The 24,657-nt window shown below is 66.5% G+C and carries 19 protein-coding genes; 15 read left to right on the top strand and 4 right to left on the bottom strand.

What is annotated here, in order from left to right; all coding sequences use genetic code 11:
- Positions 1-5 precede the first annotated feature (5 nt).
- The 14 genes from ACN0SE_RS14835 (at position 6) to ACN0SE_RS14770 (ending at position 17,537) form a co-directional block, all read left to right on the top strand.
- Positions 6-1,469 (top strand): GspE/PulE family protein, encoded by a 1,464-nt coding sequence (locus ACN0SE_RS14835; protein ID WP_417525312.1) that lies wholly within the window; start codon positions 6-8, stop codon positions 1,467-1,469.
- Positions 1,466-2,683 (top strand): type II secretion system F family protein, encoded by a 1,218-nt coding sequence (locus tag ACN0SE_RS14830; protein ID WP_417525311.1) that lies wholly within the window; start codon positions 1,466-1,468, stop codon positions 2,681-2,683. The genes ACN0SE_RS14835 and ACN0SE_RS14830 overlap by 4 nt, the downstream gene beginning before the upstream one ends.
- A gap of 138 nt (positions 2,684-2,821) precedes the next feature.
- The gene (locus ACN0SE_RS14825) at positions 2,822-3,928 is read left to right on the top strand and encodes an MlaE family lipid ABC transporter permease subunit (RefSeq protein ID WP_417525310.1); all 1,107 of its coding nucleotides are present in this window, start codon (positions 2,822-2,824) and stop codon (positions 3,926-3,928) included.
- Positions 3,925-4,722, top strand: a complete 798-nt coding sequence (locus ACN0SE_RS14820; RefSeq protein WP_417525309.1) for an ABC transporter ATP-binding protein — start codon at positions 3,925-3,927, stop codon at positions 4,720-4,722. Before ACN0SE_RS14825 ends, ACN0SE_RS14820 begins: the two co-directional genes overlap by 4 nt.
- A gap of 3 nt (positions 4,723-4,725) precedes the next feature.
- Positions 4,726-6,903, top strand: a complete 2,178-nt coding sequence (locus ACN0SE_RS14815; RefSeq protein ID WP_417525308.1) for an MlaD family protein — start codon at positions 4,726-4,728, stop codon at positions 6,901-6,903.
- 11 nt (positions 6,904-6,914) lie between these two features.
- Positions 6,915-7,544 (top strand): ABC-type transport auxiliary lipoprotein family protein, encoded by a 630-nt coding sequence (locus ACN0SE_RS14810; RefSeq protein WP_417525307.1) that lies wholly within the window; start codon positions 6,915-6,917, stop codon positions 7,542-7,544.
- A gap of 415 nt (positions 7,545-7,959) precedes the next feature.
- The gene (locus tag ACN0SE_RS14805; protein ID WP_417525306.1) at positions 7,960-9,480 is read left to right on the top strand and encodes a sulfatase; all 1,521 of its coding nucleotides are present in this window, start codon (positions 7,960-7,962) and stop codon (positions 9,478-9,480) included.
- 13 nt (positions 9,481-9,493) lie between these two features.
- On the top strand, positions 9,494-10,648 hold the full coding sequence (locus ACN0SE_RS14800) for a mandelate racemase/muconate lactonizing enzyme family protein (protein WP_417525305.1): 1,155 nt from the start codon (positions 9,494-9,496) through the stop codon (positions 10,646-10,648).
- 27 nt (positions 10,649-10,675) lie between these two features.
- Complete coding sequence (locus ACN0SE_RS14795; RefSeq protein WP_417525304.1) at positions 10,676-12,595, top strand: ABC transporter substrate-binding protein; 1,920 nt, start codon at positions 10,676-10,678, stop codon at positions 12,593-12,595.
- Positions 12,596-12,671: 76 nt separating this feature from the next.
- A complete protein-coding gene (locus ACN0SE_RS14790; RefSeq protein ID WP_417525303.1) occupies positions 12,672-13,655 on the top strand; it encodes an ABC transporter permease in 984 nt (327 codons plus the stop codon).
- Positions 13,652-14,797 carry an ABC transporter permease gene (locus ACN0SE_RS14785; RefSeq protein WP_417525302.1) on the top strand — a complete coding sequence of 382 codons (1,146 nt, stop codon included), beginning with the start codon at positions 13,652-13,654 and terminating at the stop codon, positions 14,795-14,797. The genes ACN0SE_RS14790 and ACN0SE_RS14785 overlap by 4 nt, the downstream gene beginning before the upstream one ends.
- Entirely contained in the window at positions 14,787-15,809 is a 1,023-nt protein-coding gene (locus ACN0SE_RS14780; protein WP_417525301.1) for an ABC transporter ATP-binding protein, read from the top strand. Before ACN0SE_RS14785 ends, ACN0SE_RS14780 begins: the two co-directional genes overlap by 11 nt.
- Complete coding sequence (locus tag ACN0SE_RS14775; protein ID WP_417525300.1) at positions 15,802-16,788, top strand: ABC transporter ATP-binding protein; 987 nt, start codon at positions 15,802-15,804, stop codon at positions 16,786-16,788. The genes ACN0SE_RS14780 and ACN0SE_RS14775 overlap by 8 nt, the downstream gene beginning before the upstream one ends.
- An 83-nt stretch (positions 16,789-16,871) precedes the next feature.
- Positions 16,872-17,537, top strand: a complete 666-nt coding sequence (locus ACN0SE_RS14770) for a GntR family transcriptional regulator (protein ID WP_417525299.1) — start codon at positions 16,872-16,874, stop codon at positions 17,535-17,537.
- Positions 17,538-17,543: 6 nt separating this feature from the next.
- Here the strand turns inward: ACN0SE_RS14770 and ACN0SE_RS14765 are convergent, their stop codons facing one another.
- Entirely contained in the window at positions 17,544-19,463 is a 1,920-nt protein-coding gene (locus tag ACN0SE_RS14765) for an acyl CoA:acetate/3-ketoacid CoA transferase (protein ID WP_417525298.1), read from the bottom strand.
- Between the two features lie 131 nt (positions 19,464-19,594).
- On the opposite strand from ACN0SE_RS14765, the gene ACN0SE_RS14760 reads away from it, so the two are divergent.
- Entirely contained in the window at positions 19,595-21,673 is a 2,079-nt protein-coding gene (locus tag ACN0SE_RS14760; RefSeq protein WP_417525297.1) for an FAD-binding protein, read from the top strand.
- Here ACN0SE_RS14760 and ACN0SE_RS14755 read toward each other — a convergent pair.
- From ACN0SE_RS14755 to ACN0SE_RS14745, 3 genes are all read right to left on the bottom strand, one after another.
- On the bottom strand, positions 21,640-22,659 hold the full coding sequence (locus tag ACN0SE_RS14755; RefSeq protein WP_417525296.1) for a LacI family DNA-binding transcriptional regulator: 1,020 nt from the start codon (positions 22,657-22,659) through the stop codon (positions 21,640-21,642). The two genes, ACN0SE_RS14760 and ACN0SE_RS14755, sit on opposite strands and share 34 nt — an antisense overlap.
- A 69-nt stretch (positions 22,660-22,728) precedes the next feature.
- Positions 22,729-23,046, bottom strand: coding sequence for a Dabb family protein (locus ACN0SE_RS14750; RefSeq protein ID WP_417525295.1), 318 nt, complete (start codon positions 23,044-23,046; stop codon positions 22,729-22,731).
- A gap of 10 nt (positions 23,047-23,056) precedes the next feature.
- Positions 23,057-24,649, bottom strand: coding sequence for a GMC family oxidoreductase (locus ACN0SE_RS14745; protein ID WP_417525294.1), 1,593 nt, complete (start codon positions 24,647-24,649; stop codon positions 23,057-23,059).
- Between the last annotated feature and the right edge of the window lie 8 nt (positions 24,650-24,657).

Here is a 24,657-nt window from a genome sequence, read left to right as displayed (position 1 = left end):
GCGCGATGGGCACGACCGCACAGCTTCCCTTTGCCTTTGCCCGCGACCACCAGGTCGTGCTGACGGAGGGGAGGCTTGTGGCGGGCCCCGAGGCCACGCCCACCGGATTGCGCGAGGCGCTGCGCCGCGCCGCCGAAACGCCGCTCGATTTCACCCAGCTTGATGCCGAGGGCTTTCAGGACCGGCTGATGGCCACCTATCAGGGCCGCGCCGGTGACGGGCCCGAGGACGAGGCCTCCGGCGACAGCGTGGTGCTCGACGACAGCGCGCTCGAGGCGCCGCCGCTCGATCTGCTGGACACCGGCAGCGATGCGCCGGTGATCCGGCTGGTCAACCATTTCCTGCGCCGCGCGGTCGAGGCCCAGGCCTCTGACCTGCATGTCGAGCCGCACGAGGGCGGGCTGCGCGCCCGCATTCGCGTCGACGGCTATCTGCAGACGATCTACGACCGCTCCGGTGCGCCGGCGCGGCGGGTGATCTCGCGGCTCAAGGTGATGGCCGGGCTCGACATCGCCGAAACCCGACTGCCGCAGGACGGCCATATCGCGCTGCGTTACGGCGGGCGGTCGATCGACGTGCGGGTTTCCACGCTGCCCGGCAACTACGGCGAACGGGTGGTGATGCGGGTGCTGGACAAGACCGCCGGGCTGATGCCCTTGGCCGATCTCGGGCTGCGGCCGGGGCAGGTGGCGCAGCTCGAGGCGCTCAGCGTTTCGCCGCATGGCATCGTGCTGGCGGCGGGGCCCACCGGTTCGGGCAAGACCACGACGCTCTATTCCCTGCTCAAGTTCGCCAACCAGGCCGAGCGCAACATCCTCACCGTCGAGGACCCGATCGAATACGATCTGCCCGGCATCAACCAGAGCCAGATCCACGCCGAAATCGGGCTGACCTTTGCCGCCGGGCTGCGCGCCGCGCTGCGACAGGACCCCGACATCATTCTCGTGGGCGAGATCCGCGATCAGGAAACCGCCAGCGTCGCGGCGCAGGCGGCGCTGACCGGGCATCTGGTGTTTTCCTCGGTACACGCCAATTCCTCGGTCGCGGCGATCATCCGGCTGCGCGATCTCGGGCTCGAGGATTACCTGATTGCCGCCACAGTGCGCGCGATCATCGCGCAGCGGCTGCTGCGCCAGCTTTGCCCCAGCTGTCGCCGCGCCGCATCGCCCGATACGGTGACCTGCGCCGCCTATGAGGCCGTCGGGATGAGCCCGCCGGAACAGGTCTTCCACGCCGAGGGCTGCCCCGCCTGCAACGGCAGCGGCTACGCCGGGCGCGCCGGCGTCTATGAAATCGCGCCGGTCACCGACGCGCTGCGCGCCGCCATCGACGAGGGCGCGCCGGAGCAGCGGCTCAAGGCGCTGGCGCTCAACCCGCAGGAGACGCTGCTGGGCGAGGCGCTGCGGCTGGTCACCGCCGGCACCACCGATTTCCGCGAGGTGGCGCGGGTGATCGGAACCAGCCCATGACCGCCTTTCGCTATACCGCCTATACCGCGACGGGGCAGCGGCGGCGCGGCACGCTGGTGGCCGAGACCCGCACACAGGCCAATGACCAGCTGCGCGCCAAGGGGCTGTTTCCGGCCGAGATCGAGGCCCGCGCCGGCGCGCGGCCTCTGGCCTTTCTGCGGCCCCGTGCCATGCTCAGCGCCGACGAGCGCACGGTTTTCACCCGCCAGCTCGAGGTGCTGCTCTCGGCCGATATCCCGGTCGACATGGCGCTAGAGACGGTCAGCGCCTCTGGCGGGTCGCAGCGGATCGAGGCGGTGGCCAATGCCGCCCGCGCCGCGCTTCAGGAAGGCGAGAGCCTGAGCCATGCGCTGGGCCAGAGCGACGCCGGGTTTCCCCCGTATTTTCTCGCCGCGATTGCCGCCGGCGAGACCTCGGGCGAGCTGTCCCGGGTGGTCAACGAACTGGCCAACCACCTGGAGACCATCGGCCAGGACCAGTCGCGCCTGGCCACCGCGCTGATCTACCCGACTTTCGTCGCCTTGGTCTCGCTGGTGGTCTGCGCCATCCTGGTGACCAGCGTCGCGCCACAACTGGTGTCGATGTTCGAGGCCACCGGCCAGCCGCTGCCTGCGATCACCGTCAGGCTGCTGGCGGTGTCCGACTGGCTGCAGCGCAACTGGCTGGGCTGCCTGATCGCGCTGGTCGCCGGGGCGCTGGCGGCGCGCTGGGCGCTGCGGGTGCCACGGCTGCGCGACCGTTGGGACAATTTTCTGCTGAAGCTGCCGATTGCCGGGCGGCTGATCCGCAATGCCGCCGCGCTGCAATACCTGCAGACATTGGCGCTGGTGATCTCCAGCCGGCAGACCGCGCTCGATGCGGTGCGCAGCGCCGAGCGCGTGCTGACCATCCGCCGCTTCCAGACCGAGGCGCAGGCGGTCTCGACCGCGCTGCAGCGGGGCGAAAGCCTGAGCCGGGCGCTGGCGCATCTGACGCTGATCCCGCCGGTCTGCTGCCAGTTGATCGGCGCCGGGGAACAAAGCGCCAGGGTCGCGCCGATGGCCGACCGCGCGGCGCGGCTGGTGGCCAGCTGGCTCGAGACCGACCGCAAACGCATCGCTGCGCTGATGGACCCGCTGCTCATGATGATCGTCGGCAGCTTTGTCCTGGTGGTCGTGCTGGCAATCCTGCTGCCGATCTTCGACCTGCAGGCGATGGTGTCGGCGCCGGGGTAGGCCCCGGGCGACATCTCGGCCACGGGCAAAAGACAAAGCCTCTTAATGACTTCCGCCGCGCCGCCAGAGGCGTTACCCTGTGATCAAACATCATGGCACCGCCGGCCCTGAACCGGACGGCAAGAGCACCGAGGACCCTTGGACATCAAGATCGAGCCCGGAGATTCCGCCGGTGTGGTTGCCGTCTCGGGGCGGCTGACGATCCACACGGTGACGCAGGCCCGGGCGGCGCTGGCTTCGGCCATGCGCGAGGAGGTGACCGCGCTCGACCTCTCCGGGGTCGAACGGCTCGACACCGCCGGGGCCTGGGTGCTGATCTCGCAGCAACGCGCGCTTGAAGGGCGGGAGCTTGCGCTGACTGGTCTGAACCCAGAGGCCGCCAGCCTGCTCGAGACTGTCGAGCGCGCCATGCCGGTGCCGGAAGAAGTGCCGCCCGCCCGCGTCACGCTGACCGGGCTGCTCGACATGACCGGGCGGCGGCTGGTGGACGGGGTGAATTTCGTGCTGGCGCTGGTCGGCTATCTCGGCATCTTCCTGCACCGCCTCGGCCGCTCGATCCGCCACCCGAGCGAGTTCCGCCTGACCGCGCTGGTGCATCATTGCGAGGAAGTCGGGCTGAAGGCGGTGCCGATCGTGGCGCTGATGTCCTTTCTCATCGGAGTGGTGCTGGCCTTTCAGGGCTCGACCCAGCTCCGCCAGTTCGGGGCCGAGGTCTTTGTCGTCGACCTGATCGCCATCTCCGTGCTGCGTGAGCTGGGTATTCTTCTGACCTCGATCATCGTCGCGGGGCGCACGGCGTCGTCCTATACCGCCGCCATCGGCTCGATGAAGATGCGCGAGGAGATCGATGCCATGCGCACCCTCGGGCTCGACCCGGCGATGAACCTCTTCGTGCCGCGCATCCTCGCGCTTTTGGTGATGCTGCCGATCCTCGGGCTGATCGCCAATCTCTCGGGGCTGTTCGGCGGCGCGCTGATGGCCTGGATCGACCTTGGCATCTCGCCCGATCTGTTCCGCACGAGGTTGCTGGAAGGCACCGACATCAACCACGTGATCGTCGGTATGGTAAAGGCACCGGCATTCGCGCTGATCATCGGCGTGGTCGGCTGCCACGCCGGCATGCAGGTCAAGAGCAACGCCGAGTCGCTGGGCCGGATGACCTCGAATGCGGTGGTGACGGCGATCTTTGCGGTGATCGTCGCCGATGCGGTCTTTTCCATCTTCTTCGCGCGGCTCGGCATATGAGCGGGTCGGACGTGGTCATCAAGCTGCGGGGCATCCGCAACCAGTTCGGCCGGCAGGTGGTGCATGACGGGCTCGACCTCGACGTGCATCGCGGGGAAATCCTCGGCGTGGTGGGCGGCTCGGGCACCGGCAAGTCGGTGCTGCTGCGCACCATCACCGGGCTGCAAACAACTGCGGCGGGCAGCGTTACCGTTCTGGGCACCGATCTGATGACCGCCGACCATGACACCCGCACCGCGATCGAGCGGCGCTGGGGCGTGATGTTTCAGGACGGCGCGCTGTTTTCCTCGCTCACGGTGCGCGAGAACGTCGAAGTGCCGATGCGCGCGATCAAGGACCTGACCCCAGAGCTGCGCCGGTCGCTGGCCGATCTCAAGATCTCGCTGGTCGGGCTGCCGTATCTCGCCGGCGACAAATACCCCTCCGAACTGTCAGGCGGCATGCGCAAGCGCGCGGGGCTGGCGCGGGCGCTGGCGCTCGATCCGGACCTTTTGTTCCTCGACGAGCCCACCGCGGGGCTCGATCCGATCGGGGCGGCGGACTTCGATCTGTTGATCCGCGGGCTCAGCCGGTCGTTGGGGCTGACGGTCTTTCTGGTGACCCATGATCTCGACACCTTGCACGCCACCTGTGACCGGATTGCGGTACTGGCGGAAAAGAGGGTGCTGGTCACCGGCACCATGACGGATATGCTGGACGTGGATCACCCGTGGGTGCACGAGTATTTCCACGGCCCTCGCGCCCGGGCATCCGCCGCGAACGCAAGCGCCAGCGCGGCACGGAAAGGCAGTTAGGTTTTGGAGACACGGGCGCATTTTGTACTGATCGGCACCTTTGCCATCGCCGGTCTTCTGGCGATCCTCGGGTTCCTGCTCTGGTTCGCCCAGGTCGAGCTGGACCAGCAGTTTGCCTATTACGACATCCGCTTCAGCTCGGTCTCGGGGTTGAGCAACGCCTCCGACGTGCGCTTCAGCGGCTTGCCGGTGGGGCAGGTGGTTTTCGTGCGGCTGGCGCCCGAGCGTGACGGTTCGGTCCTCGTGCGGGTCGAGGTCGATGCCGCCACCCCGGTGCGCGAGGACAGCATCGCCCGGATCGAGGCCCAGGGCGTGACCGGCGTGTCCTATGTGGGCATCGGCCCCGGCACGCCCGACGCGCCCATTCTGGAACCGACAGAGGACCGGCCGATCCCCGAGATCGTCGCAGGCCGCTCGACCCTGCAATCGCTGAGCGAGGATGCGCCGCGGCTGCTGGAAAACGCCCTCGCGGTGATCGAAGAGATCAGCGAGATGTTCGACGAAGAGAACAAGAACCGCGTCAACACCATCCTCGCCAATGTCGAGGAAGCCTCCAAGGCCTTTGCCTCCTCGCTCGAGGATTTCTCGGCCGTCACCGGCAGCGTGTCGGAATTCGCCGAGCAGATCGGCCAGTTCAACGAGACGCTCGATGAGCTTTCGGGCGACCTGACCACCGTGCTGGAGACCGCCGATACCGCGCTCGGCACCTTTGCCGAGCTGTCGGAGCAGGGCAAGGGCGTGCTGACCGAGGCCAACACCACCCTGACCACCGCGCAATCGGCCATCGCCCGCACCGAGGCCTACATTGCCGAAGACCTGGCGCAGACCACCAACGAGCTGCGCGAGACCAGCGCCGAGGTGCGCCGTCAGGTCGGCACGCTCAGCCTCGGCGCGACCGAGGTCATGGACAGCCTCAAGCAGACCGGCGAGACCGCCACGGCGCGACTGGACGAGGCGCAGGAAACCATTGCCTCGGCCAATGCGCTGATCGCGCGGCTTGACGGTGTGGCGGGTGTGGTGGGCGAGACCGCCGGCCGCGTCGACAGCCTGATCGAGGAAGAGGGCCGCCCGCTGGTGGCCGAGACCCGCGCCATGGTCGACGCCGGCACCCGCGCGGCCTCGGCCGTGACCGATCTTGCGACGCAGGGCGAGGGCGTGATTGCCGACGCCGGCGAGACGCTGGACCTGGCGAAGAACACCCTGACCAGCGCCGGATCGGCCATCAACACGACCGAGACCTTCATCGCCCAGGACCTGACCCGGACCACCACCGATCTGCGCGAGACCAGCGCCGAGGTGCGCCGGCAGGTCGGCACGCTCAGCACCAGCGCCACCGAGGTCATGGACACGCTCAAGGTCACCGGCGAAACCGCCACCGCCCGGCTGGAAGAGGCGCGCGAGACCATTGCCGCCACCAATGCGCTGATCGCCCGGATCGACACGGTGGCAGGCTCGGTGAGCGACACCGCCAGCCTCGTCGACGACCTGGTCCGCAACGAGGGCCAGCCGCTGATGGCCGATGCCCGGTTGATGGTCACCGAGGCGCGGCGCGCGGTGACGGCGGTGACCGCCGTGGTCGAGCAGGACCTGCCGGTCGTGGTCTCCGACATCCGCGCCGCCACTGCCAACGCCAATCGCACCATAACCGAGGTCGGCGAAAACCTCAGCACCGCCAGCGCCGGCGTGGACGAGCTGATCACCGTCGCCCGCGGCACGCTCGAGGATGCCACGGTGGCCTTCGACAACGCCAATGTCACGCTCGAGGCGATCAACGAGGCGATGGATTCGGCGATCGAGACGCTGGACATCGCCGAGCAGGCCTTTGCCGGCGCCGACCGCATCATGAACGAGGACGTGGCCGGGATTGTCGAAGGGCTCAGGGGCACGATCGACACGCTGCAGACCGCGATCCGCCGGGTGTCCGACGACATCCCCGGCATCACCGCCGACCTGCGCGCCGCCAGCCAGTCGGCCACCGCCACCTTTGCCGACATTCGCCGGGTCACCAATGCCTCGGCCCCGGCGGTGCAGGAATTCACCACCCAGACGCTGCCGCTCTTTACCAGGCTGGCGCAGGAAAGCCGGAGCTTGATCGGCAATCTCGACCGGCTTACCAACCAGTTGCAACGCGACCCGGCCCGTTTCCTGCTTGATCGGGAAACGCCGGAATTCAGACGATGAAAGTATTGCCCATGTTCGGACGCCTCCTGCGGGTCACCGCGGTCCTTGCCGCCCCAGCGCTCCTCTCGGCCTGCGCCGCGATCTCTGCCGTCAACGATATCGGCAAATCGCTCGAGGTCTACGAGCTGCGCCCGCCGGCGAGCATCGCCACGGTCCGGGGCCGGCCGTTGCAGCGCGACGTCATCGTCGAGCTGCCGACCACCTCGGGCGCGCTGGAGACCGACCGGATCATGATCCGCCCCAATGCACTGCAGGCGCAATACCTGCCCGGCGTACGCTGGAGCGAAGAAACCCCGGTGATGGTGCAGACCCTGATGCTGCGCTCGGTCGAGGCCACGGGCGCCGTGCGCTACGTCGGCCGCAAGCCGCTGGGGCCGGGCGGAGACTACGCACTGGTCACCGAAGTGGTGGATTTCCAGGCCGAGGTCGCTGACGAGGCCGAGGCGGCTACCGTTCGGATCAGGATGATCGTGCGGGTAGTACGCGAACGCGACGCCCGCATCGTCGCCAGCCGCACCTTCGAGGCCACCGCGGCCTCGGCCAGCCTCGAGACGCCCGACGTGGTCTCGGCCTTTGACGCCGCCGCCGGCCAGGCGATGACCGATTTCGCCGCCTGGCTGCCCGGCGTCGTTCGGGGGTAGAGGCGGGGCCTCGGCTCGCCGGATGTCGGCGATTCCCGGTCCTGTTTGTGGGCACTGACGCACGTTGAGGCGCGGGCTCTTTCGTGGCGATAACTGCTGCGTGACGCCACCTTTGGTTGCCGAAAATCCGGGATTGTCCCGCCGTGCTTGCGGGCGGGTGCCCTTTGACTGCCCCTCCGCGCAAACGTGCCCCTCGTAGAACCTTCTGAGAATAAACCATTTTTCGTTAGAGGCGCGATTTTCGTCGTGACTCTCTTCATCTTCACACGACGAAATGAAAAAAATCGTCGACTATTTTGAAATGTTCATCTAACCTTTGTTCGAGGGGACAACTTCGATCCCGGGAGGATGACATGCACCGCAGTGCGCCGGCCTTGGCCGAACAGAGAGAGTTTGCCTGCTGTGAGGGTCGCCCGTGACCTCTGCACCCGACATCCTCCTGATCACCACCGACCAGCAGCGCGGCGACTGCATTTCCGGGTCCGGGCGCCGGCTGCGCACGCCCAATATCGACAGGATTGCCGCCCGCGGCGCGCGGTTCGACACCTGCATCACGCCGCATCCGATGTGTCAGCCCGCTCGTGCCTCGATCCTGACGGGCAAGCTGCCCTATTCGCACGGTGTCCGCGACAACGGCCGCAACCTCGATCCGGCCTTGGCCGAAGAGGGGATGGGAGGCCTGTTTGCCCGTGCCGGTTATGACACCCGGTTCATCGGCAAGGCGCATCTCTCCACCCATGAGACCTTTGCTCCCACGGGCGCTGCCGAATGCTACAACTCGGTGGCTGATTACGGTGACGACTGGACCGGGCCCTACATGGGATTCGATCGGGTCGAGCTGACCTTGCGGCCGCATCATCACTGCGGCTGGAAAGACCGTCCCCATACGCTGCACTACGAGACCTTTCTCGATCAGGGCGGGCAGGGCGGCGCGCGCTGGGCGAAGGCCAAGGAACAGGTGCCGCCGCTGACCACGCACAAGCAGGTCTGGCGTTCGGCGCTCGAGGAAGACTGGTTTTCCACTGCCTGGGTCGGGGACCGGACAATCGACATGCTCGAGGAAGAGCGTGATGGCCCGCTGATGTCCTGGGTGTCCTTCCCTGATCCGCACCCCCCGTTTCTGGCCGCCGCGCCCTGGGCCACGATGTACGATCCCGCGCAGGTGGATCTGCCGCCGCATCGCGCGCTCGATCTCGACCGGCGGCCCTGGTGGCACCGCGCCTTCCTCGAGAGCCCGGCGCGCCGCAATCAGAAGCGGCCCCACGCCGGCGATCAGCCCTACTGGGGCAACGACGAGCCGCTTTCGGACAAGGATCTGCGCGACGTGATCGCGGTTTACTACGGCATGATCAGTGCAATCGACCAGCAGATCGGCCGCATCCTCGATCATCTCGAAGCCGCCGGACGACTGGAGAACACGATTGTCATCTTCACCTCGGATCACGGCGAATGGCTGGGCGATCACGGCCTGCTGCTGAAGGGGCCGATGCTCTATGACGGATTGCTGCGGGTGCCGCTGGTGATGGCGGGGCCGGGGATCAGGCAGGGCCGCTTCGATGCGCCGGTCTCGACCCTCGACCTGCGCGCCACGCTGGCCGACCTTTGCGGGCTGTCTGCCTCGGAGGATGACGGAAGATCCCTTACCGACGTCCTCGGTGGCGCCACGCGCGACGTGGCGCACAATGAATGGGAGGTGGATGCCGCGCGCAGCGGTGTCGATCTCGACCTCAGAACGGTCCGGTCGGCCACCCACCGACTCTCCGTCGATCTCAAGAGCGGGGCGGGCGAGCTTTATGACCTCACCGTCGATCCGCATGAAATGTTCAATCTCTGGGACGAGGCTTTGGCTGCGACGCAGCGCGACCGGCTGGTCGCGATGATCGCAGCCGAACGTCCCGGCATGATCCCCGCCGCCCCCCGCGTCGGCTGGCACTGAAAGGCCCTGTTGAATGTCAAAGATCACCGCAATCGAACCGCTTCTCGCCCGTGTGGGCATCCGCAACCAGCTGCTGGTCAAGGTCAGCACCGATGACGGGCTGGTGGGCTGGGGGGAATCCGGGCTCTCGGCGCGCGAGGATGCAGTTGCCGCCACCATCCACCATTTCGCGGCATTTCTGGTGGGCAAGGACAGCAACCAGATCGGCCGCATCTGGCAGGAGAGCTACCGCAGCCAGTATTTCGAGGGCGGCCGGGTGCTGACCGCCGCCATGTCGGCCATCGACATCGCGCTCTACGACATCCTCGGCAAGCGTCTCGGCGTGCCGGTCTACCAGCTGCTAGGCGGCAAGCAGCGCGACGAGATCCCGACCTTCCCGAGCGCCCAGTCGACCGATCTGGACACGCTGATCGCCAAGGCGCGGGTGCTGGTGGGCGCCGGCTGGGATTGCCTGCGGATTTACACCGGCGAGTTCAACGGCGACGGCGTCTTCGACCCGCGCCAGAACCTCAACCGCGCCACCAAGGAGCTGATCGCCCTGCGCGAGGAATTCGGTCCCGACCTGGTGCTGGGCATCGACCTGCACCACCGGCTGTCGCTGGCCGAGACCGCCGATTTCTGCAACCGCCTGCCGCAGGGCACGCTGGATTTCCTCGAAGAGCCGATCCGCTGCGAAACGCCGGAAGCCTATCGCACCCTGCGTGGCATGACCAATATCCCCTTTGCGGTAGGCGAGGAGTTTGCGTCCAAGTGGCAGGCGGCGCCCTATATCGAGCAGGGCCTGACGCAATACATGCGGCTCGACATCTGCAACATCGGCGGCTTCACCGAGGCGATGAAGGTCGCCGGCTGGTGCGAGCGCCATTACATCGACCTGATGCCGCACAATCCGCTTGGTCCGGTCTGCACCGCGGCCACCGTGCATCTGGCCGCGGCGGTGCCCAATTTCAGCTGGGCAGAGACCCGGCAAGGGCCGACCGAAGACCTTGGCTTCCACGACCCCGAGCTGTTCCCGGTTCAGATCGGGCTCGACGGCATCACCTACAAGGTGCCCGACAGCCCCGGCCTGGGCGTCGAGGTCAACGAGGAAAAGATCCGGGCCACCCGGCCCACCCATGTCGAACCGCCGCATCTGACGCGGCCGGACGGCTCTGTCACCAACTGGTGATGACTTTCAACGGAGGAGGAGACGACAATGACCAAAAGGTGGAGATTTACCACGCTGGCAAGCGCGCTTGCCCTGGCAGTGGCCAGCCAGGCCTATGCCTATGACGAGGCGCCGGCACTGGCCGAACAGGTGGCCGCAGGCAGCCTGCCACCGGTGGACGAGCGCCTGCCGGCCGAGCCGCTGGTGATGGACCTGATCGATGGCCCCGGCGAATACGGCGGCACCCTGCGCCGCGCCATCCTCGGCGGTGGCGACCAGCACAACATGGTGCGCACCATCGGCAGCGACAACATGGTGCGCTGGTCCCCCGACTGGTCGGAAGTGCGGCCCAATATTGCCAAGACCTGGGACGTCTCCGACGACGCCTCCAAGTTCACCTTCCACCTGCGCGAGGGGATGAAGTGGTCCGACGGCGCGCCGTTCACCGCCGATGACATCATGTTCTGGTACGAGGATGTCTTCTCCAATCCGCAGCTGACGCCCAACAAGGACGCCACCTTTGTCGGCCCCGAAGGCCCGGTGGTGGTGCGCAAGATCGACGATGTCACGGTCGAGTTCGACTTCGGCGCGCCCAACGGTCTGTTCCTGCAAGGTCTCGCCTATGGTTTCGGCTATCACCCGACTGCGTACCCGAAGCATTACCTCGGCCAGTTCCACGAGAAGTACAACGACAAGCTCGACGAGCTGGTGGCGGCAGAGCCGGCGGCCGGCGACTGGGTGCAGCTCTTCAACCTCAAGGCCGGGCCGATGGACACGCCGCTGTTCTGGCAGAACCCGGACCGTCCGACACTGCATGCCTGGCATCTGACCAATGCCTATGGCGCCACCGACCGCGTGGTGGCCGAGCGCAACCCCTATTACTACAAGGTCGACAGCGAAGGGCAGCAGCTGCCCTATATCGACCGGATCACCTATGATCAGGTCGAGGATGTCGAGACCATCCTTCTCAAGGCCTTCAACGGCGAGATCGACTACATGCTGCGCCACATCGGGCGGCCGTCGAACAAGGCGGCGCTGACCGACAATGCCGAGCGTGGCAAGTACCGCTTCTTCGACGTGGCCGACCTGCCGGGCAACAGCATGATCCCGATGATGAACCTCAACCACACCGATCCGGTCAAGCGCGAGGTGATCGGCAACCGTGATTTCCGCATCGGCGTCAGCCACGCGGTGAACCGGCAGGAGATCATCGACCTGCTCTACTTCGGCGCGGGCGAGCCGGCGCAGGTGTCGCCCCGCCGCGGCAACAAGTTCTACAAGGAGAGCTACCAGAAGCAGTACACCGAGTATGACCCCGATCTCGCCAACGAGTACCTCGACAAGGTGCTGCCCGAGAAGGACGCCGAGGGCTATCGCCTCGGGCCGGATGGCAACCGCTTTACCCTGGTCTTCCTGGTGGCCGATGTCTTCGGCATGCAATACCCCGACGCGATGGAGCTGATCGCGGGCTATGCCCGTGACGTCGGGCTCGACTTCCAGGTGCGTGCCACCGACCGGTCGCGGCTGATCGAGCTGCATACCTCGAACGACTTCGACGGCTATCTCTGGAACTGCTCCGGCGGGCAGGCCGACATCTACACCTCGCCGATGTGCTACATGCCGATGATCTCGAATTCGGTCAGCTGGGCGCGGGAATGGGCGGCCTGGAACCTCGATCCCACGACGGGTGAGGAACCGCCGCAAGCTGTCAAGGATATCTTCAACAAGTACAAGGAGATCCGGGCCGAAGCTTCACCAGAGAAGCAGGAAGCGCTGATGTTCGAAATCCTCGACATGCAGGCCGAGCAGTTCTTTACCGTCGGCATGATCCACACCGATCCGGTGTTCGGCATCGCCCGCAACAACGTGCGGAACGTGCCCGATCCGCTGCCGATTGCCGGTCAGCTTTGGTTCCCGGCGCCCTATACCGCGCAGATGTACTTCGAAGGTGGCACAAACCTGCCCTGATCCGAGGTACTGTGACGGGGCGTCCGGTGTCCTCCCTTCCGGGCGCCCCACTTGAACTCTAACGCAAGGAGCGGACATGGGTGGCTTCATCCTCCGACGGGTTGTCTACATGATCCCGACGGTCTTTCTGGTCTCCATCGTGACCTTCATCATCATCCAGCTGCCGCCTGGCGATTACCTCGACAGCCTGGCCGCCGAGATGGGCGAGGCCGGGGTCGACAACACCGCCGTCGTCGAACAGCTGCGCGAGCAATACGGTCTCGGCGAGCCGATGTACCTGCAATACTGGAAGTGGATGACCGGCATCCTGTTCGAGGGCGACTTCGGCATTTCCTTCGAAAAGAACCTGCCGGTGACCGACGTGATCTGGGACCGGCTCGGCTGGACCTTCGCGATCTCGCTGCTGACGCTGGCCTTCATCTGGGCGGTGGCCCTGCCGATCGGCATCTATTCTGCAGTGCGCAAGTATTCGGTGGGCGACTACATCGCCACCTTCCTGGGGTTCGTGGGCCTCGCCGTGCCGAATTTCCTGCTGGCGCTGGTGATGATGTATGTGGCCTTCAAGTACTTCGGCCAATCGGTCGGCGGGCTGGTCAGCCCCGAGTATCTGGATCAGCCGTGGTCCTGGGCCAAGTTCGGCAACCTGCTGCAGCACATCTGGATGCCGGTCTTTGTCGTCGGCACCTCGGGCGCGGCCGCGCTGATCCGCATCATGCGCGCCAACCTGCTGGATGAACTTTACCGGCCTTACGTCGTCACTGCCCGGGCCAAGGGCATGTCGGAATTCCAGCTGCTGCTGCGCTATCCCGTGCGCGTGGCGCTCAATCCCTTCATCTCGACCATCGGGTGGATCCTGCCGACGCTGGTCTCGGGCGAGATCATCGTTGCCGTGGTGATGAACCTGCCAACCACCGGGCCGCTGCTGCTGCGCGCGCTGCTGGTGCAGGACATGTACCTGGCCGGCTCGCTGATCCTGATCGTCAGCATGCTGACGGTGATCGGCACGCTCCTGTCCGATGTCCTTCTTGCCTGGGTCGACCCGAGGATACGTTACCAATGACAGCCATCGATACAGCCTCCGACGTCGAGGCCGCCGCCTCGGTCAAATCGCCAGAGCTTCTGGGCCCCTGGGCGCTGATGTGGCGGCAGTTCCGCCGGCACAAGATCGCCTGGGTCAGCCTCTATCTGGTAGGATTTGTCTATTTCGTCGCGCTCTTCGGCGAATTCCTCGCCCCCGCCAACTATCTGCAGACCAACACCCGCGCGCCCTTTGCGCCGCCGCAGGGACTGCATTTCTTCACCGAGGCCGAGGATGGCAGCCGGCAGTTCCAGCTGCATGCCCGTGGTCTCAAGATGGAGATCGACCGCGAGGTGATGCGCCGGCATTTCGTCGAGGACCCGGAAAAGGTGATCCCGCTGGGTTTCTTCGTCAGGGGCGCCGAGTACAAGCTGCTCTGGCTTATCCCGACCGACCGGCATTTCTTTGGCCCCAAGGACCCGAAGCAGACGGTCTATTTCTGGGGCGCCGACCGGCTGGGCCGCGATATCCTGAGCCGGATCATCATGGGCACGCGGATTTCCATGTCGATCGGGCTGGTGGGCGTTGCGGTCTCTCTGATCGTGGGCGTCAGCCTTGGCGGCATCTCGGGCTATTACGGTGGCTGGATCGACAATGCCATCCAGCGGCTGATCGAGTTCCTGCGCTCGATCCCGACCATTCCGCTGTGGATGGGCCTTGCCGCCGCCATCCCGCTCGACTGGCCGCCGCTGCGCACCTATTTCGTGGTGACGCTGATCGTCTCGATGATCGGCTGGACGACGCTGGCGCGCGAGGTGCGCGGCAAGTTCCTGTCGCTCCGGCACGAGGATTTCGTGGTCGCCGCGCGGCTTGACGGGTTGTCGGACTGGGAGGTGATCCGCAAGCACCTGGTGCCGAGCTTCGCCAGCCACATCATCGCCTCGCTGACGCTGGCGGTGCCGCTGATGATCCTCGCGGAGACCTCGCTGTCCTTCCTCGGCATCGGGTTGCAACCGCCCATCGTGTCCTGGGGCACGCTGCTGAAAGAGGCGCAGAACATCCGCACCATCATCGAGGCGCCCTGGCTTCTGATCGCGCCCGGTTCGATCATCGTGATCACCGTGCTTGCCCTCAACTTCCTAGGAGACGGCCTTCGCGATGCCGCTGATCCCTATGCAAACTGACAAAGACACCCCCCTGGTCGAGATCAAGGGCCTGAAAACCCACTTCTTCACCGATGACGGGCTGGTCAAGGCGGTCGAGGGCGTCGACCTCGACATCCTGCCGGACCGCACCCTCTGCCTTCTGGGCGAGAGCGGCTGCGGCAAGTCGATCCTCGCCCGATCGATCCTGCGCATCGTCGATGCGCCGGGGCGGATCACCGGCGGCTCGATCCTCTATCATGCGGCCGACGGCCGGACGGTGGACCTGGCCAGCGCCCGCACCGGGTCGCGGCAGCTGCGGTCGATCCGCGGCAGCGACATCGCGATGATCTTTCAGGAGCCGATGTCTTCGCTCGGACCGATTCAGAAGATCGGCAAGCAGATCACCGAGACGATCCTGCTGCACCGCAAGGTGACCAAGGCCGAGGCGCGCGAGGAAGCGATCGACATGCTGGCCCGCGTCGGCATTCCGCGCCCGGCGGAACGGTTCGAGGCCTATCCCTTCGAACTGTCGGGCGGGATGCGGCAGCGGGCGATGATCGCCATGGCGTTGTCGTGCCAGCCCCGCCTGTTGATCGCCGACGAGCCGACCACCGCGCTCGACGTCACGACGCAGGCGCAGATCCTCGACCTGATCGCCGAGCTCAAGGACGAGTTCAAGATGGCGGTGATGCTGATCACCCATGATCTGGGCGTCGTGGCCGAGGTCGCCGATGACGTGGCGGTGATGTACATGGGCCGGATCGTCGAGAAATCGGACGTCTACGGGCTCTTCGAGGCGCCGCAGCACCCCTATACCCGGGCGCTGCTGGACAGCGTGCCGCGCATCGGGGTGACGACGCGCGACCGCCTGCCGGCCATTCGCGGCATGGTGCCCCATCCGCTGGCGCGGCCGTCGGGCTGCACCTTCCGCACCCGCTGCGATCACTACGTGGCGGGGCTCTGCGACCGGCGCGAACCGCTGCTGAGGCCGCATGGCGCAGGCGAAGTGGCCTGTTTCCTGCACGAAGAGGAGGCGCGTGCCGATGTCTGAGGCCATTCTCGAGGTCAAGGACCTCACCATGCAATTCGGCGGCCACAAGGGCGGCTGGCTGACCAAGCCGCGCGACGGCTTCGTCGCGGTCGATGCCGTGTCCTTCGAGGTGCGGCGCGGCGAGACCTTCGGCATCGTCGGCGAAAGCGGCAGCGGCAAGACGACGCTCGGCCGCTGCATCCTGCGGGTGCTCGACCCAAGCTCGGGCAGCATCCGCTTTCAGCCCAAGTCCGGCACCGCCACCGAGCTGGCCGATGCGCCGCTCGACGAGCTGCGCCGGGTCTGGCGCAAGGTGCGGATGATCTTTCAGGATCCGCAGGCCTCGCTCAACCCGCGGCTGCGGGTGATCGACGTGGTCGGGCAGGCGCTGCAGAAATCCGAGGGGCTGAAGGGCAAGGCGCTGGGCGACCGGGTCGGCGAACTGCTGGAAAGCGTGGGCCTGCGCCGCGAGTTCATGCACCGCTATCCCAACGCCTTTTCCGGCGGCCAGCGGCAGCGGCTGGGCATTGCCCGCGCGCTTTCGACCCACCCCGAGCTGGTGGTGGCGGACGAGGCGGTCTCGGCGCTCGACGTCTCGATCCAGGCGCAGACGCTGAACCTGTTGCAGGACCTGCAGGAGAAGTTCGACCTGACCTTCCTGTTCATCGCCCATGATCTGGCGGTGGTGGAACACATCTGCGACCGGGTGGCGGTGATGTACCGCGGCCAGTTCGTCGAGGTGGCCGAGACGCACACACTCTTTGCGCAACCGCAGCACCCCTACACCCGTGCGCTGCTGCAGGCGGTGCCGGTCGCCGATCCGCGCCAGCGCGGTCGCCGGGCCAAAAGGGTCGAGCCGGTCGATGTCGGCGTGCCCTCCAAGGGCTGCCGCTTCAGCCCGCGCTGCCCGCATGCCACCGATCTCTGCCGCACGACCCGGCCGCCGGCGCGGCGGATCGGCAGCGCCGACGTGCTGTGCCACTACGCCGGCGAGATTTGACACCCCGGCGGGCCCCGGCCGCTCTGGCACAGGGCGGGGCCCGCCGCTATGATGACGCCTGATCCGACAAACAGGGCAAGACCATGAAAACCGGCGACGATACCGCGGAACTCCCGCTCTACGACGCGATCCTCGACGACATCTACGATGGCCGTCTGGCAGGGGGGCAGCGGCTCAAGGTCTCGGAGATTGCCGAGCGCTACGGCACCAGCACCAGCCCGGTGCGCGAGGTGCTGCGGCGAATGCAGGGCGAGGGCTTTGTCGAGATCCACCCCAACCGCGGCGCCACCATCAAGCCGACCGATGCCGGCTCGATCCAGAACATCTTCGAGGTTCTGCAGATGCTCGAGCCGTATTTCGTCAACTGGTTCGCCGATTACGCGCCGCCCGATCTGCTCGACGAGCTCGAGGATATCCAGGCCCGGATCCACAGGATCCCGCATGGCGAGCAGCGCGCCTTTCGCAAGCTCGACTTCCAGTTCCACGAGATCTTCTGCCGCGGCCATTACAACCAGACCGCGGCCGAGATCTGGCGCAACCTGCGCACCACCCTGAACGTTCAGGCCGCGCGGCTGCGGATTTCACCGGCGCGCTACGAGGCGATCAAGGAAGAGCATGACGAGCTGATCAAGGCGCTGCGCGCCAATGACGTGGCGCGGGCGGACACGATGATCCGTAAACATGTCGACGGCTCTTTCGTGCAGATGTCGCAGCAGATCCGCGCGCTGGGCATGAAGGCCGGGGGCTGACCGCGCTCAGCCGTCGAGATAGGCGCGCGCCTGATCGGCGGTTTCGTAGATATGGGTGCGGGCCTCAGGGAAAACCTCACCCAGCTTCATCCGCATGAAGGCCGAGCCGGAATAGCGCGAGACCTTGGCATAGAAGAGCGCGTCGAGATCGGCGACCATGCGCGCCCAGGCGGTCTCGAGCGCCTCGTCGATGCGGAACCCGTCGTAGTTGACCACCACGTCGACCTTGTGGCCCAGCGGCGCGCAGCGTTCCTCGACCAGACGGCCGACGCGGTCGACCTCGGCTTGCGTACGCACCCGCATCTTCTCGAAGTTGAGAAACAGCTGGCCGGAATTGGCATCCAGCGCGATCCGGTCGGGCAGGTCGAGGTGCAGCAGGTCCCGGCGCAGGTCCATCTCTCGGTCGAGGAAGAGGCGCGGGTCCATCTGCACGACCTCTCCGACAATCGGCGGCACCTCCATCTGCGCCAGGATGTCCCGTTCGAGATCGACGCCGGGGGCGATCTCGGTCAGGCGCAGCCCCTCGGGCGTCAGCTCGAAGACGCAGCGCTCGGTGACATAGAGCACCGGCTGGCCCAGCCGCGCGGCGCGTGCACCGGAGAAGGTCACCTGTTCGACCGCCTCTAGGAACTTGCGCGACCGGCCCTCGCGGCGAATCTCCACCGCGCCGTTGTCTATCACAACCTCCAGCCCCTGCGCCGTGAAGGTCCCGGCAAAGACCACCGCGCGGGCGTTCTGCGAGATGTTGATGAAGCCGCCGGCGCCGGCCAGCCGCGGGCCGAAGCGCGAGACATTGACGTTGCCGAAACGGTCGGCCTGGGCCAGCCCGAGGCAGGTCATGTCGAGCCCGCCACCGTCGTAGAAATCGAACTGGTTGGCCTGCGGGATCACCGCGTCGGTATTGACCGCCGCGCCGAAATCGAGCCCCGAGGCCGGCTGGCCGCCGATCACCCCGGGCTCTGCCGTCAGGGTCAGATGCTCGAGCAGACCCTCTTCGGCGGCAATCCCCGCCACGCCTTCGGGCATGCCGATCCCGAGGTTGACCACGCCGTTGACCGGCAGCTCGAAGGCACAACGCCGGGCGATCACCTTGCGCGCATCGAGCCGCATCGGCGGGATTTCCCCCGCCGGCGTGCGCATCCGGTTGGTAAATCCCTGGCTGAACCCGGTGGCATAGGTCTGCACGTGGTTTTCCGGCTGGGCCACCACCACCGCATCGACCAGGATGCCCGGGATATGCACCTCGCGCGCGGGCAGGGTGCGCGCCTTGGCCACCCGCTCGACCTGGACGATGACCACGCCGCCGGCATTCCTGACTGCCATCGCCTGGGCCAGGTTGTCGATCAGCAGCGCCTCGCGCTCCATGGTGATGTTACCGGCCTCATCCGCCGTGGTGCCGCGCAGAAGCGCCACGGTCAGCCGCTGTGATTTGTAGAACAGAACCTCCTCGTTACCGACCTGCATCAGCTCTAGCTGAGGATCGGTTGAGATTTCGTTAATCGCGCCGCCCCCGTTGCGCGGATCGACAAAGGTGTCGAGCCCGACCTTCGACAGCATCCCTAGTTTGCCCGCCGCAATGTCGCGGTAAAGCTGGCTGATGCAGCCCTGCGGCAGGTTCCAGCCCTCGATCTTGCCCGCCACCGCCAGCGCCGCCACCTTGGGGATCAGCCCCCAATGCCCGCCGATCACCCGCTTCAGCAGCCCCTCGTGGCCCAACCGATTGAGACCAAGGGTTTTTCCGTCTCCCTGGCCGGCGGCAAAGACCAGGCTCAGATCGCGCGGCTGGCCGGTTTCGAGGAACCGCGCCTCGAGCGCCGCGAGCAATTCGTCGGGCACGCCGATGCCGACAAAGCCCGAGGTGGTGAGGGTATCGCCGCTCTTGATCAGGGCAGCGGCTTCGGCGGCGGAGACGACCTTGTTTGTCATGTCGGGCAGATTAGGGGCGCGTTGCCGGGCCGTCCAGCGGCAGCTGCAAGCCAAGCCGTCTTGACATGGTTGGACCGTTCCAATACTTCATTATGGAACGTTCCAATTACAACAGACTCGGACCGAGCCACGTGACCCAAGCCATCCCGCAAGACATCCTTGATGCCCTGACCGACGTCGACATGCCGCGCCTGACGCCCGAGCCGGGGTTCGACGAGACCCTGAGCCTCGTCGGGCATGTCATTCCGGTGCATCGCAGCGGCGCGCTGGTGGTGGGCAGCGGCGCGGCCGGGCTGCGCGCGGCGGTGGAACTGCGCCGCCGGGGCGGTCACGTGAAGATCATCAGCCAAAGCGCCTGGGGCGGCACCTCGGCCTGTTCCGGCTCTGACAAGCAGACGCTGCACACCGCCAATACCGCCGACCAGGGCGACAACTTCAAGGCCATGGCCCGCGCCATCCGATCCGGCGGCGCGATGGACGAGGACATCGCCTATATCGAGGCGGTGGGATCGGTCAGGGCCATGGCATCATTGCAGTTTCTTGGGTTGCCGTTGCCGCAGGACGCGCTTGGCGGCACGCTGCGCTATCAGACCGACCACGACGAGACCGGCCGCGCCACAAGCTGCGGGCCGCGCACCTCGCGGCTGATGGTCAAGGTGCTGGCGGAAGAGGCGCTGCGGCTGGGCGTGGGGTTCTTCAACCAGACCACCGCGGTTCGCATCCTCACGCGCGACGGCCAGGTCACCGGCGTGCTGGCGGTGCGTCCCAAGGATCGGTCAGAGCGGAACCCGCACGGCCTCGCGCTCTATCGCTGCAATGCGCTGGTGCTGGCGGCGGGGGGGCCGGGCGAGCTCTACCGTGACAGCGTCTTTCCCAACGGCTGTTTCGGCTCGCTGGGGCTGGCGCTCGAGGCCGGGCTCGAACTGGTCAACATCACCGAGAGCCAGTTCGGCATCGGCACCCGGCGCGAGGGCTTTCCCTGGAACCTGTCGGGCACCTATGTGCAGGTCATTCCGCATATCTACTCGGTCGATGCCGAGGGGCAGGAGCATCACTTCCTCGCCGAGTACTACCGCACGACGCAGGAACTGGCCTCAAACGTCTTTCGCAAGGGCTATCAATGGCCGTTCCACGCCAGCCGCATGCTGGATTTCCGCTCCAGCCTTGTCGACCTCGCGATCTTTCGCGAGACGCAGGCCGGGCGGCGGGTGTTCATGGACTTCAATCGCAACCCGGCACCGATGCCGGGGGATGCGCCCTTCAGCCTCGACCGGCTGGACGATGACGTGACGCGCTATCTGCGCGATGCCGGGGCGGACCAGGCGTTGCCGATCGACCGGTTGCGGCAGATGAACCCGCTCGCGATCGAGCTGTATCGGCGCTACAAGGTTGATATTGCTGCCGAACCGCTGGAGTTCGCGGTGAACAACCAGCACATGAACGGTGGTATTGCGGTGGATACCTGGGGGCGGACCAATGTCGCCGGCATCTACGCGGTGGGCGAGGCGGCGGGCACCCACGGCGCCACGCGGCCGGGCGGCTCGGCGCTGAACGCGGGTCAGGTCTTCGGCACGCGGGTGGGCGAGCATATTGCCGCCAGTGGCCGTGCGGTCGCGCCTGCTGAGGGCGCGGACGGCGATGTGGCCGCGGCGGTCGCGGGCATCGAAGCGATCCTGCAGCCTGAGGGCGGCGTGCCCTTGCAGGAGGTGCGGCAGGAGGTGCAGGCGCGGATGAGCGACCAGGCCGGAATTCTTTGCAATCCCCGCGACGTGCGCGCGGCACTGGCCGAGGCGCGGGCGCTGAACGCGCGGATCAGGGCGCAGGGGATCGGCTATGCCCGCGGCGGCGAGATCGGCCGGGCGCTGCAATGGCAGCAGATGGCGCTGACCTCCGAGGCGGTGCTGACCGCGCTGGATCACTACATCTCGCAGGGCGGCGGCAGCCGCGGGGCGCGGGCGATCTGCGATCCCGAGGGCGAGGCGCTGCCGATGTCGGTGAAAGGCCCGCTGGAGGAGGTGCGGTTCCGGCCAGAGCGCGAGGTGGACAAGGAGAGCCAGATCACCCTGCGGATGGCGGGCGGCGAGATGGTGCTGGCGGAACGGCCCAACCGCAGCTTTGACGAGAACGCGAAAGCGGTTTTCGAGCGGGATTGGCCGGCCTGGCTGACCGGGGCGATCTATGAACTGGGCGAGGCGCCGCCGCTCGACTGACGCACAACGAGGCTCACCGGCGTCCGGGTTTCCCCGGGCGGCGGCGTGCCGCTGTCGAGCCAGTCGATCACCGTGCCGGCGGCCTTGGCGCCGATGCCGGCAATGTCGCAGCGGACTGAGGACAGCGTCGGAAAGCATTGCGCCGCCTCGGAAATATCGTCGAATCCGACGATGCGGAAGGTGTCGCCGACGCTGCGGCCCTGCTCCTGAAAGCCCGAGATCATCCCCAAAGCCACCAGGTCGTTGAAGCAGACCGCGGCATCGACCTCTGGGTGCTTTTCGGCAAGCTCCGCCACCGCCGCGCGGCCGAAGGCGCGCGAGGATTGGCCGGTCAGCATTACCGGCGCCAGCCCGGCCTCTGCCAGCACGCCGAGATAGCCGGCCTGACGTTCCTCGGTCACCGCACGGCCCTGAAGACCGCCGACGAAGGCCACGCGGCCCGCCCCCTGATCCAGCAGGTGCTGCGTCGCCTCGCGGCTGCCGCGGGCGTAATCGGGGGCGGAGAGGGGGAAGAGGTCGAGCCGGTCATCCACCCGTCGCAGCATCTGCATCGCTGGAATGTTTGCGCGCGCAATGGCGTCGAAGGTCGGCCGCGTCTCGCCATAGGCCGGGCAGAGGATCAGCGCGGACACCCCGTGTTCGATCATCGAGCCCACCACCTGCGCCTGCAGGCCCGGGTCTTCGTCGGTATTGGCGATGACGGCGGAATAGCCCTTGTCAGCCAGCGCCATCTGCAGCGACGTGGCGAATTCGGTAAAGAACGGGTTGCGCAAGTCGTTGATCACCAGCCCGACCAGACCGGCGTCGGATTTGCGCATGTTGGCGGCCGAGCGGTTGTAGACATAGCCGATCCGCGCCATCGCCTCGCGCACCTGCTTGCGGGTCTCGTCGCGCACCGAGGGGCTGTTCTGCAGCACCAGGCTGACGGTCGACTTGGAAACGCCGGCCTCGCGCGCCACGTCGATGATGGTCGGTCTGCGGGTCATGTCTGTGCTCTTGCCGGTTGCCTCTCGGTCAGAGTGCCATAAGCGCGCGGCCAAGAGAACGCCAGCCGCTCACCCCACGTCGACCGGCAGGTCGAAGCAGAGGATGCCGTCCTTGCCGCCCACCGCATGGGCGCTGAGCTTGGCGCCCGCCACCTGATGGTCGGGGTGGTCCTGATAGGCCTGCAGCCCGTCCCAATCGGTGAAATCGGCAATGAAGCCATGCATGTAGCCGCGCTCCATCTTTTCCGGGCTCTCGCTCTTGCCGGCGGTGATGCCGAGGCAGGCGGGCAGCTTGTCCTCGATCTCCTTCAGCTCGGCAAAGAGCGCGGCAATCGTCTCTTCGCTGACCTCCGGCTTGAACCGGATCAGAACCACGTGGCGGATCATTGCGTCTTCCTCATGTTGTCAGTCCATTGTCCTGCTTGATCATGTCAGCGGCTTTTTCGCCGATCATGATGGCAGCAGCGTTGGTGTTGGACGAGATCACCGTCGGCATGATCGAATTGTCGACGATGCGCAGCCCCTCGATCCCGTTGAAGCGCAGCCTTGTGTCGACCACCGCGCCATCGTCGACGCCCATCCGGCAGGTGCCGGCACAATGGTGCGAGGTCTTGGAATGGGTGCAGATGAAGTCGAAATACTCCTGATCGGTCTTCACGTCAGGCCCCGGCAGGCGTTCGGCGAGGATGTATTTGCCGAGCGCGCTCTGCGCCAGGATCTCCTGCGTCAGCTTGAGCCCGCGGATCGACATCTCGCGGTCGAGCGGATCGGCCAGATAGTTCGGATCGATCAGCGGCGCCTTTGCCGGATCGGCGCTTTGCAGCCTTACCGTGCCGCGCGAGCGCGGGCGCAGGTAGCAGGAATTCAGCGTGATCCCGCCCTGCGGCATGGCCGCCACCCCGTGTTCGATGCCGGTGCCGAGGCCGAGGTGGAACTGGATGTCGGGCGAGCGCGCATCGGGGTCGGCGTACCAGAAGCCGCCGGTCTCGAACAACGACGAGGCCACCGGCCCCTTGCGCCTGAGCAGATAGTCGAGGCCAGCCAGCGCCGCCCATTGCGGCTTGGCATAGCGGTCATAGCTGTAGGGGCCAGAAAGCTCGCTGATGCAATAGAGGTCGAGGTGGTCCTGCAGGTTGGCACCGATTTCAGGCTGATCCTGCACGACGTCGATGCCGAGGCCCGCCAGATGATCCGCCGGCCCGATCCCCGAAAGCTGCAACAGCCGGGGCGAGCCCACCGCGCCTGAGGACAGCAGCACCTCGCGGTCGGCCATCAGCCGGGTGCCGTCCAGCAACTCGACGCCCCTCGCGCGGCCCCGCTCGACGATCAGCCGCCGCACCTGCGCGCCCAGCTTCACCGTCAGGTTTTTGCGGTGCCGGTTCGGCGTGACATAGGCCATTGCCGCCGAGGACCGCCGCACGTTGCGTTGGGTCAGCTGGTAGTAGCAGACGCCATCCTGTCGCGCGCCGTTGATGTCGCGGTTGCGGGGGATGCCGAGCGCGGCGGCGGCCTCGAAATAGGCCTCGCAGATCGGCAGCGGCGCGCGCGGTTCGCTGACGCCCAAAGGCCCGCCCTTGCCGTGATAGTCGTTCTCGTATGTCTCGTTGTCCTCGGCCTTTTTGAAATAGGGCAGCACGTCGTCATAACCCCAGCCGGCGCAGCCCATCTGCTTCCAATCGTCGTAATCCTGCGGGTTGCCGCGCGTGTAGATCTGGGCGTTGATCGCCGAGCCGCCGCCGATCACCTTGGCCTGGGTATAGCGGAACACCTTGTTCTGCATGTGTTTCTGCGGAACCGTGTCCCACCCCCAGGAACCAATGCCCTTGGTCATCTTGGCGAAGCCGGCGGGCAGGTGGTAGAACGGATGGCGGTCGCTGCCGCCCGCTTCCAGCAGCAGCACCCGGGCCGAGGCGTCCTCTGACAGCCGCCCGGCAAGGACCGAACCGGCGGAACCGCCGCCAATGATGATGAAATCGTAGCCTTTGGACATGGGGTCTT

Source organism: Marinovum sp., assembly GCF_048263515.1.
Taxonomy (GTDB): Bacteria; Pseudomonadota; Alphaproteobacteria; order Rhodobacterales; family Rhodobacteraceae; genus Marinovum.
The sequence above is the reverse complement of the archived record's forward strand: the minus strand, read 5'-3'. Positions and strand labels throughout refer to the sequence as shown.

Bases quoted from the DNA above. Each gene is read 5' to 3' on its own strand.
- ACN0SE_RS14835 (WP_417525312.1), top strand. From the start codon at position 6: ATGGGCACGACCGCACAGCTTCCCTTTGCCTTTGCCCGCGACCACCAG.
- ACN0SE_RS14830 (WP_417525311.1), top strand. From the start codon at position 1,466: ATGACCGCCTTTCGCTATACCGCCTATACCGCGACGGGGCAGCGGCGG.
- ACN0SE_RS14820 (WP_417525309.1), top strand. From the start codon at position 3,925: ATGAGCGGGTCGGACGTGGTCATCAAGCTGCGGGGCATCCGCAACCAG.
- ACN0SE_RS14810 (WP_417525307.1), top strand. From the start codon at position 6,915: ATGTTCGGACGCCTCCTGCGGGTCACCGCGGTCCTTGCCGCCCCAGCG.
- ACN0SE_RS14800 (WP_417525305.1), top strand. From the start codon at position 9,494: ATGTCAAAGATCACCGCAATCGAACCGCTTCTCGCCCGTGTGGGCATC.
- ACN0SE_RS14795 (WP_417525304.1), top strand. From the start codon at position 10,676: ATGACCAAAAGGTGGAGATTTACCACGCTGGCAAGCGCGCTTGCCCTG.
- ACN0SE_RS14790 (WP_417525303.1), top strand. From the start codon at position 12,672: ATGGGTGGCTTCATCCTCCGACGGGTTGTCTACATGATCCCGACGGTC.
- ACN0SE_RS14785 (WP_417525302.1), top strand. From the start codon at position 13,652: ATGACAGCCATCGATACAGCCTCCGACGTCGAGGCCGCCGCCTCGGTC.
- ACN0SE_RS14780 (WP_417525301.1), top strand. From the start codon at position 14,787: ATGCAAACTGACAAAGACACCCCCCTGGTCGAGATCAAGGGCCTGAAA.
- ACN0SE_RS14775 (WP_417525300.1), top strand. From the start codon at position 15,802: ATGTCTGAGGCCATTCTCGAGGTCAAGGACCTCACCATGCAATTCGGC.
- ACN0SE_RS14770 (WP_417525299.1), top strand. From the start codon at position 16,872: ATGAAAACCGGCGACGATACCGCGGAACTCCCGCTCTACGACGCGATC.
- ACN0SE_RS14765 (WP_417525298.1), bottom strand. From the start codon at position 19,463: ATGACAAACAAGGTCGTCTCCGCCGCCGAAGCCGCTGCCCTGATCAAG.
- ACN0SE_RS14755 (WP_417525296.1), bottom strand. From the start codon at position 22,659: ATGACCCGCAGACCGACCATCATCGACGTGGCGCGCGAGGCCGGCGTT.
- ACN0SE_RS14750 (WP_417525295.1), bottom strand. From the start codon at position 23,046: ATGATCCGCCACGTGGTTCTGATCCGGTTCAAGCCGGAGGTCAGCGAA.
- ACN0SE_RS14745 (WP_417525294.1), bottom strand. From the start codon at position 24,649: ATGTCCAAAGGCTACGATTTCATCATCATTGGCGGCGGTTCCGCCGGT.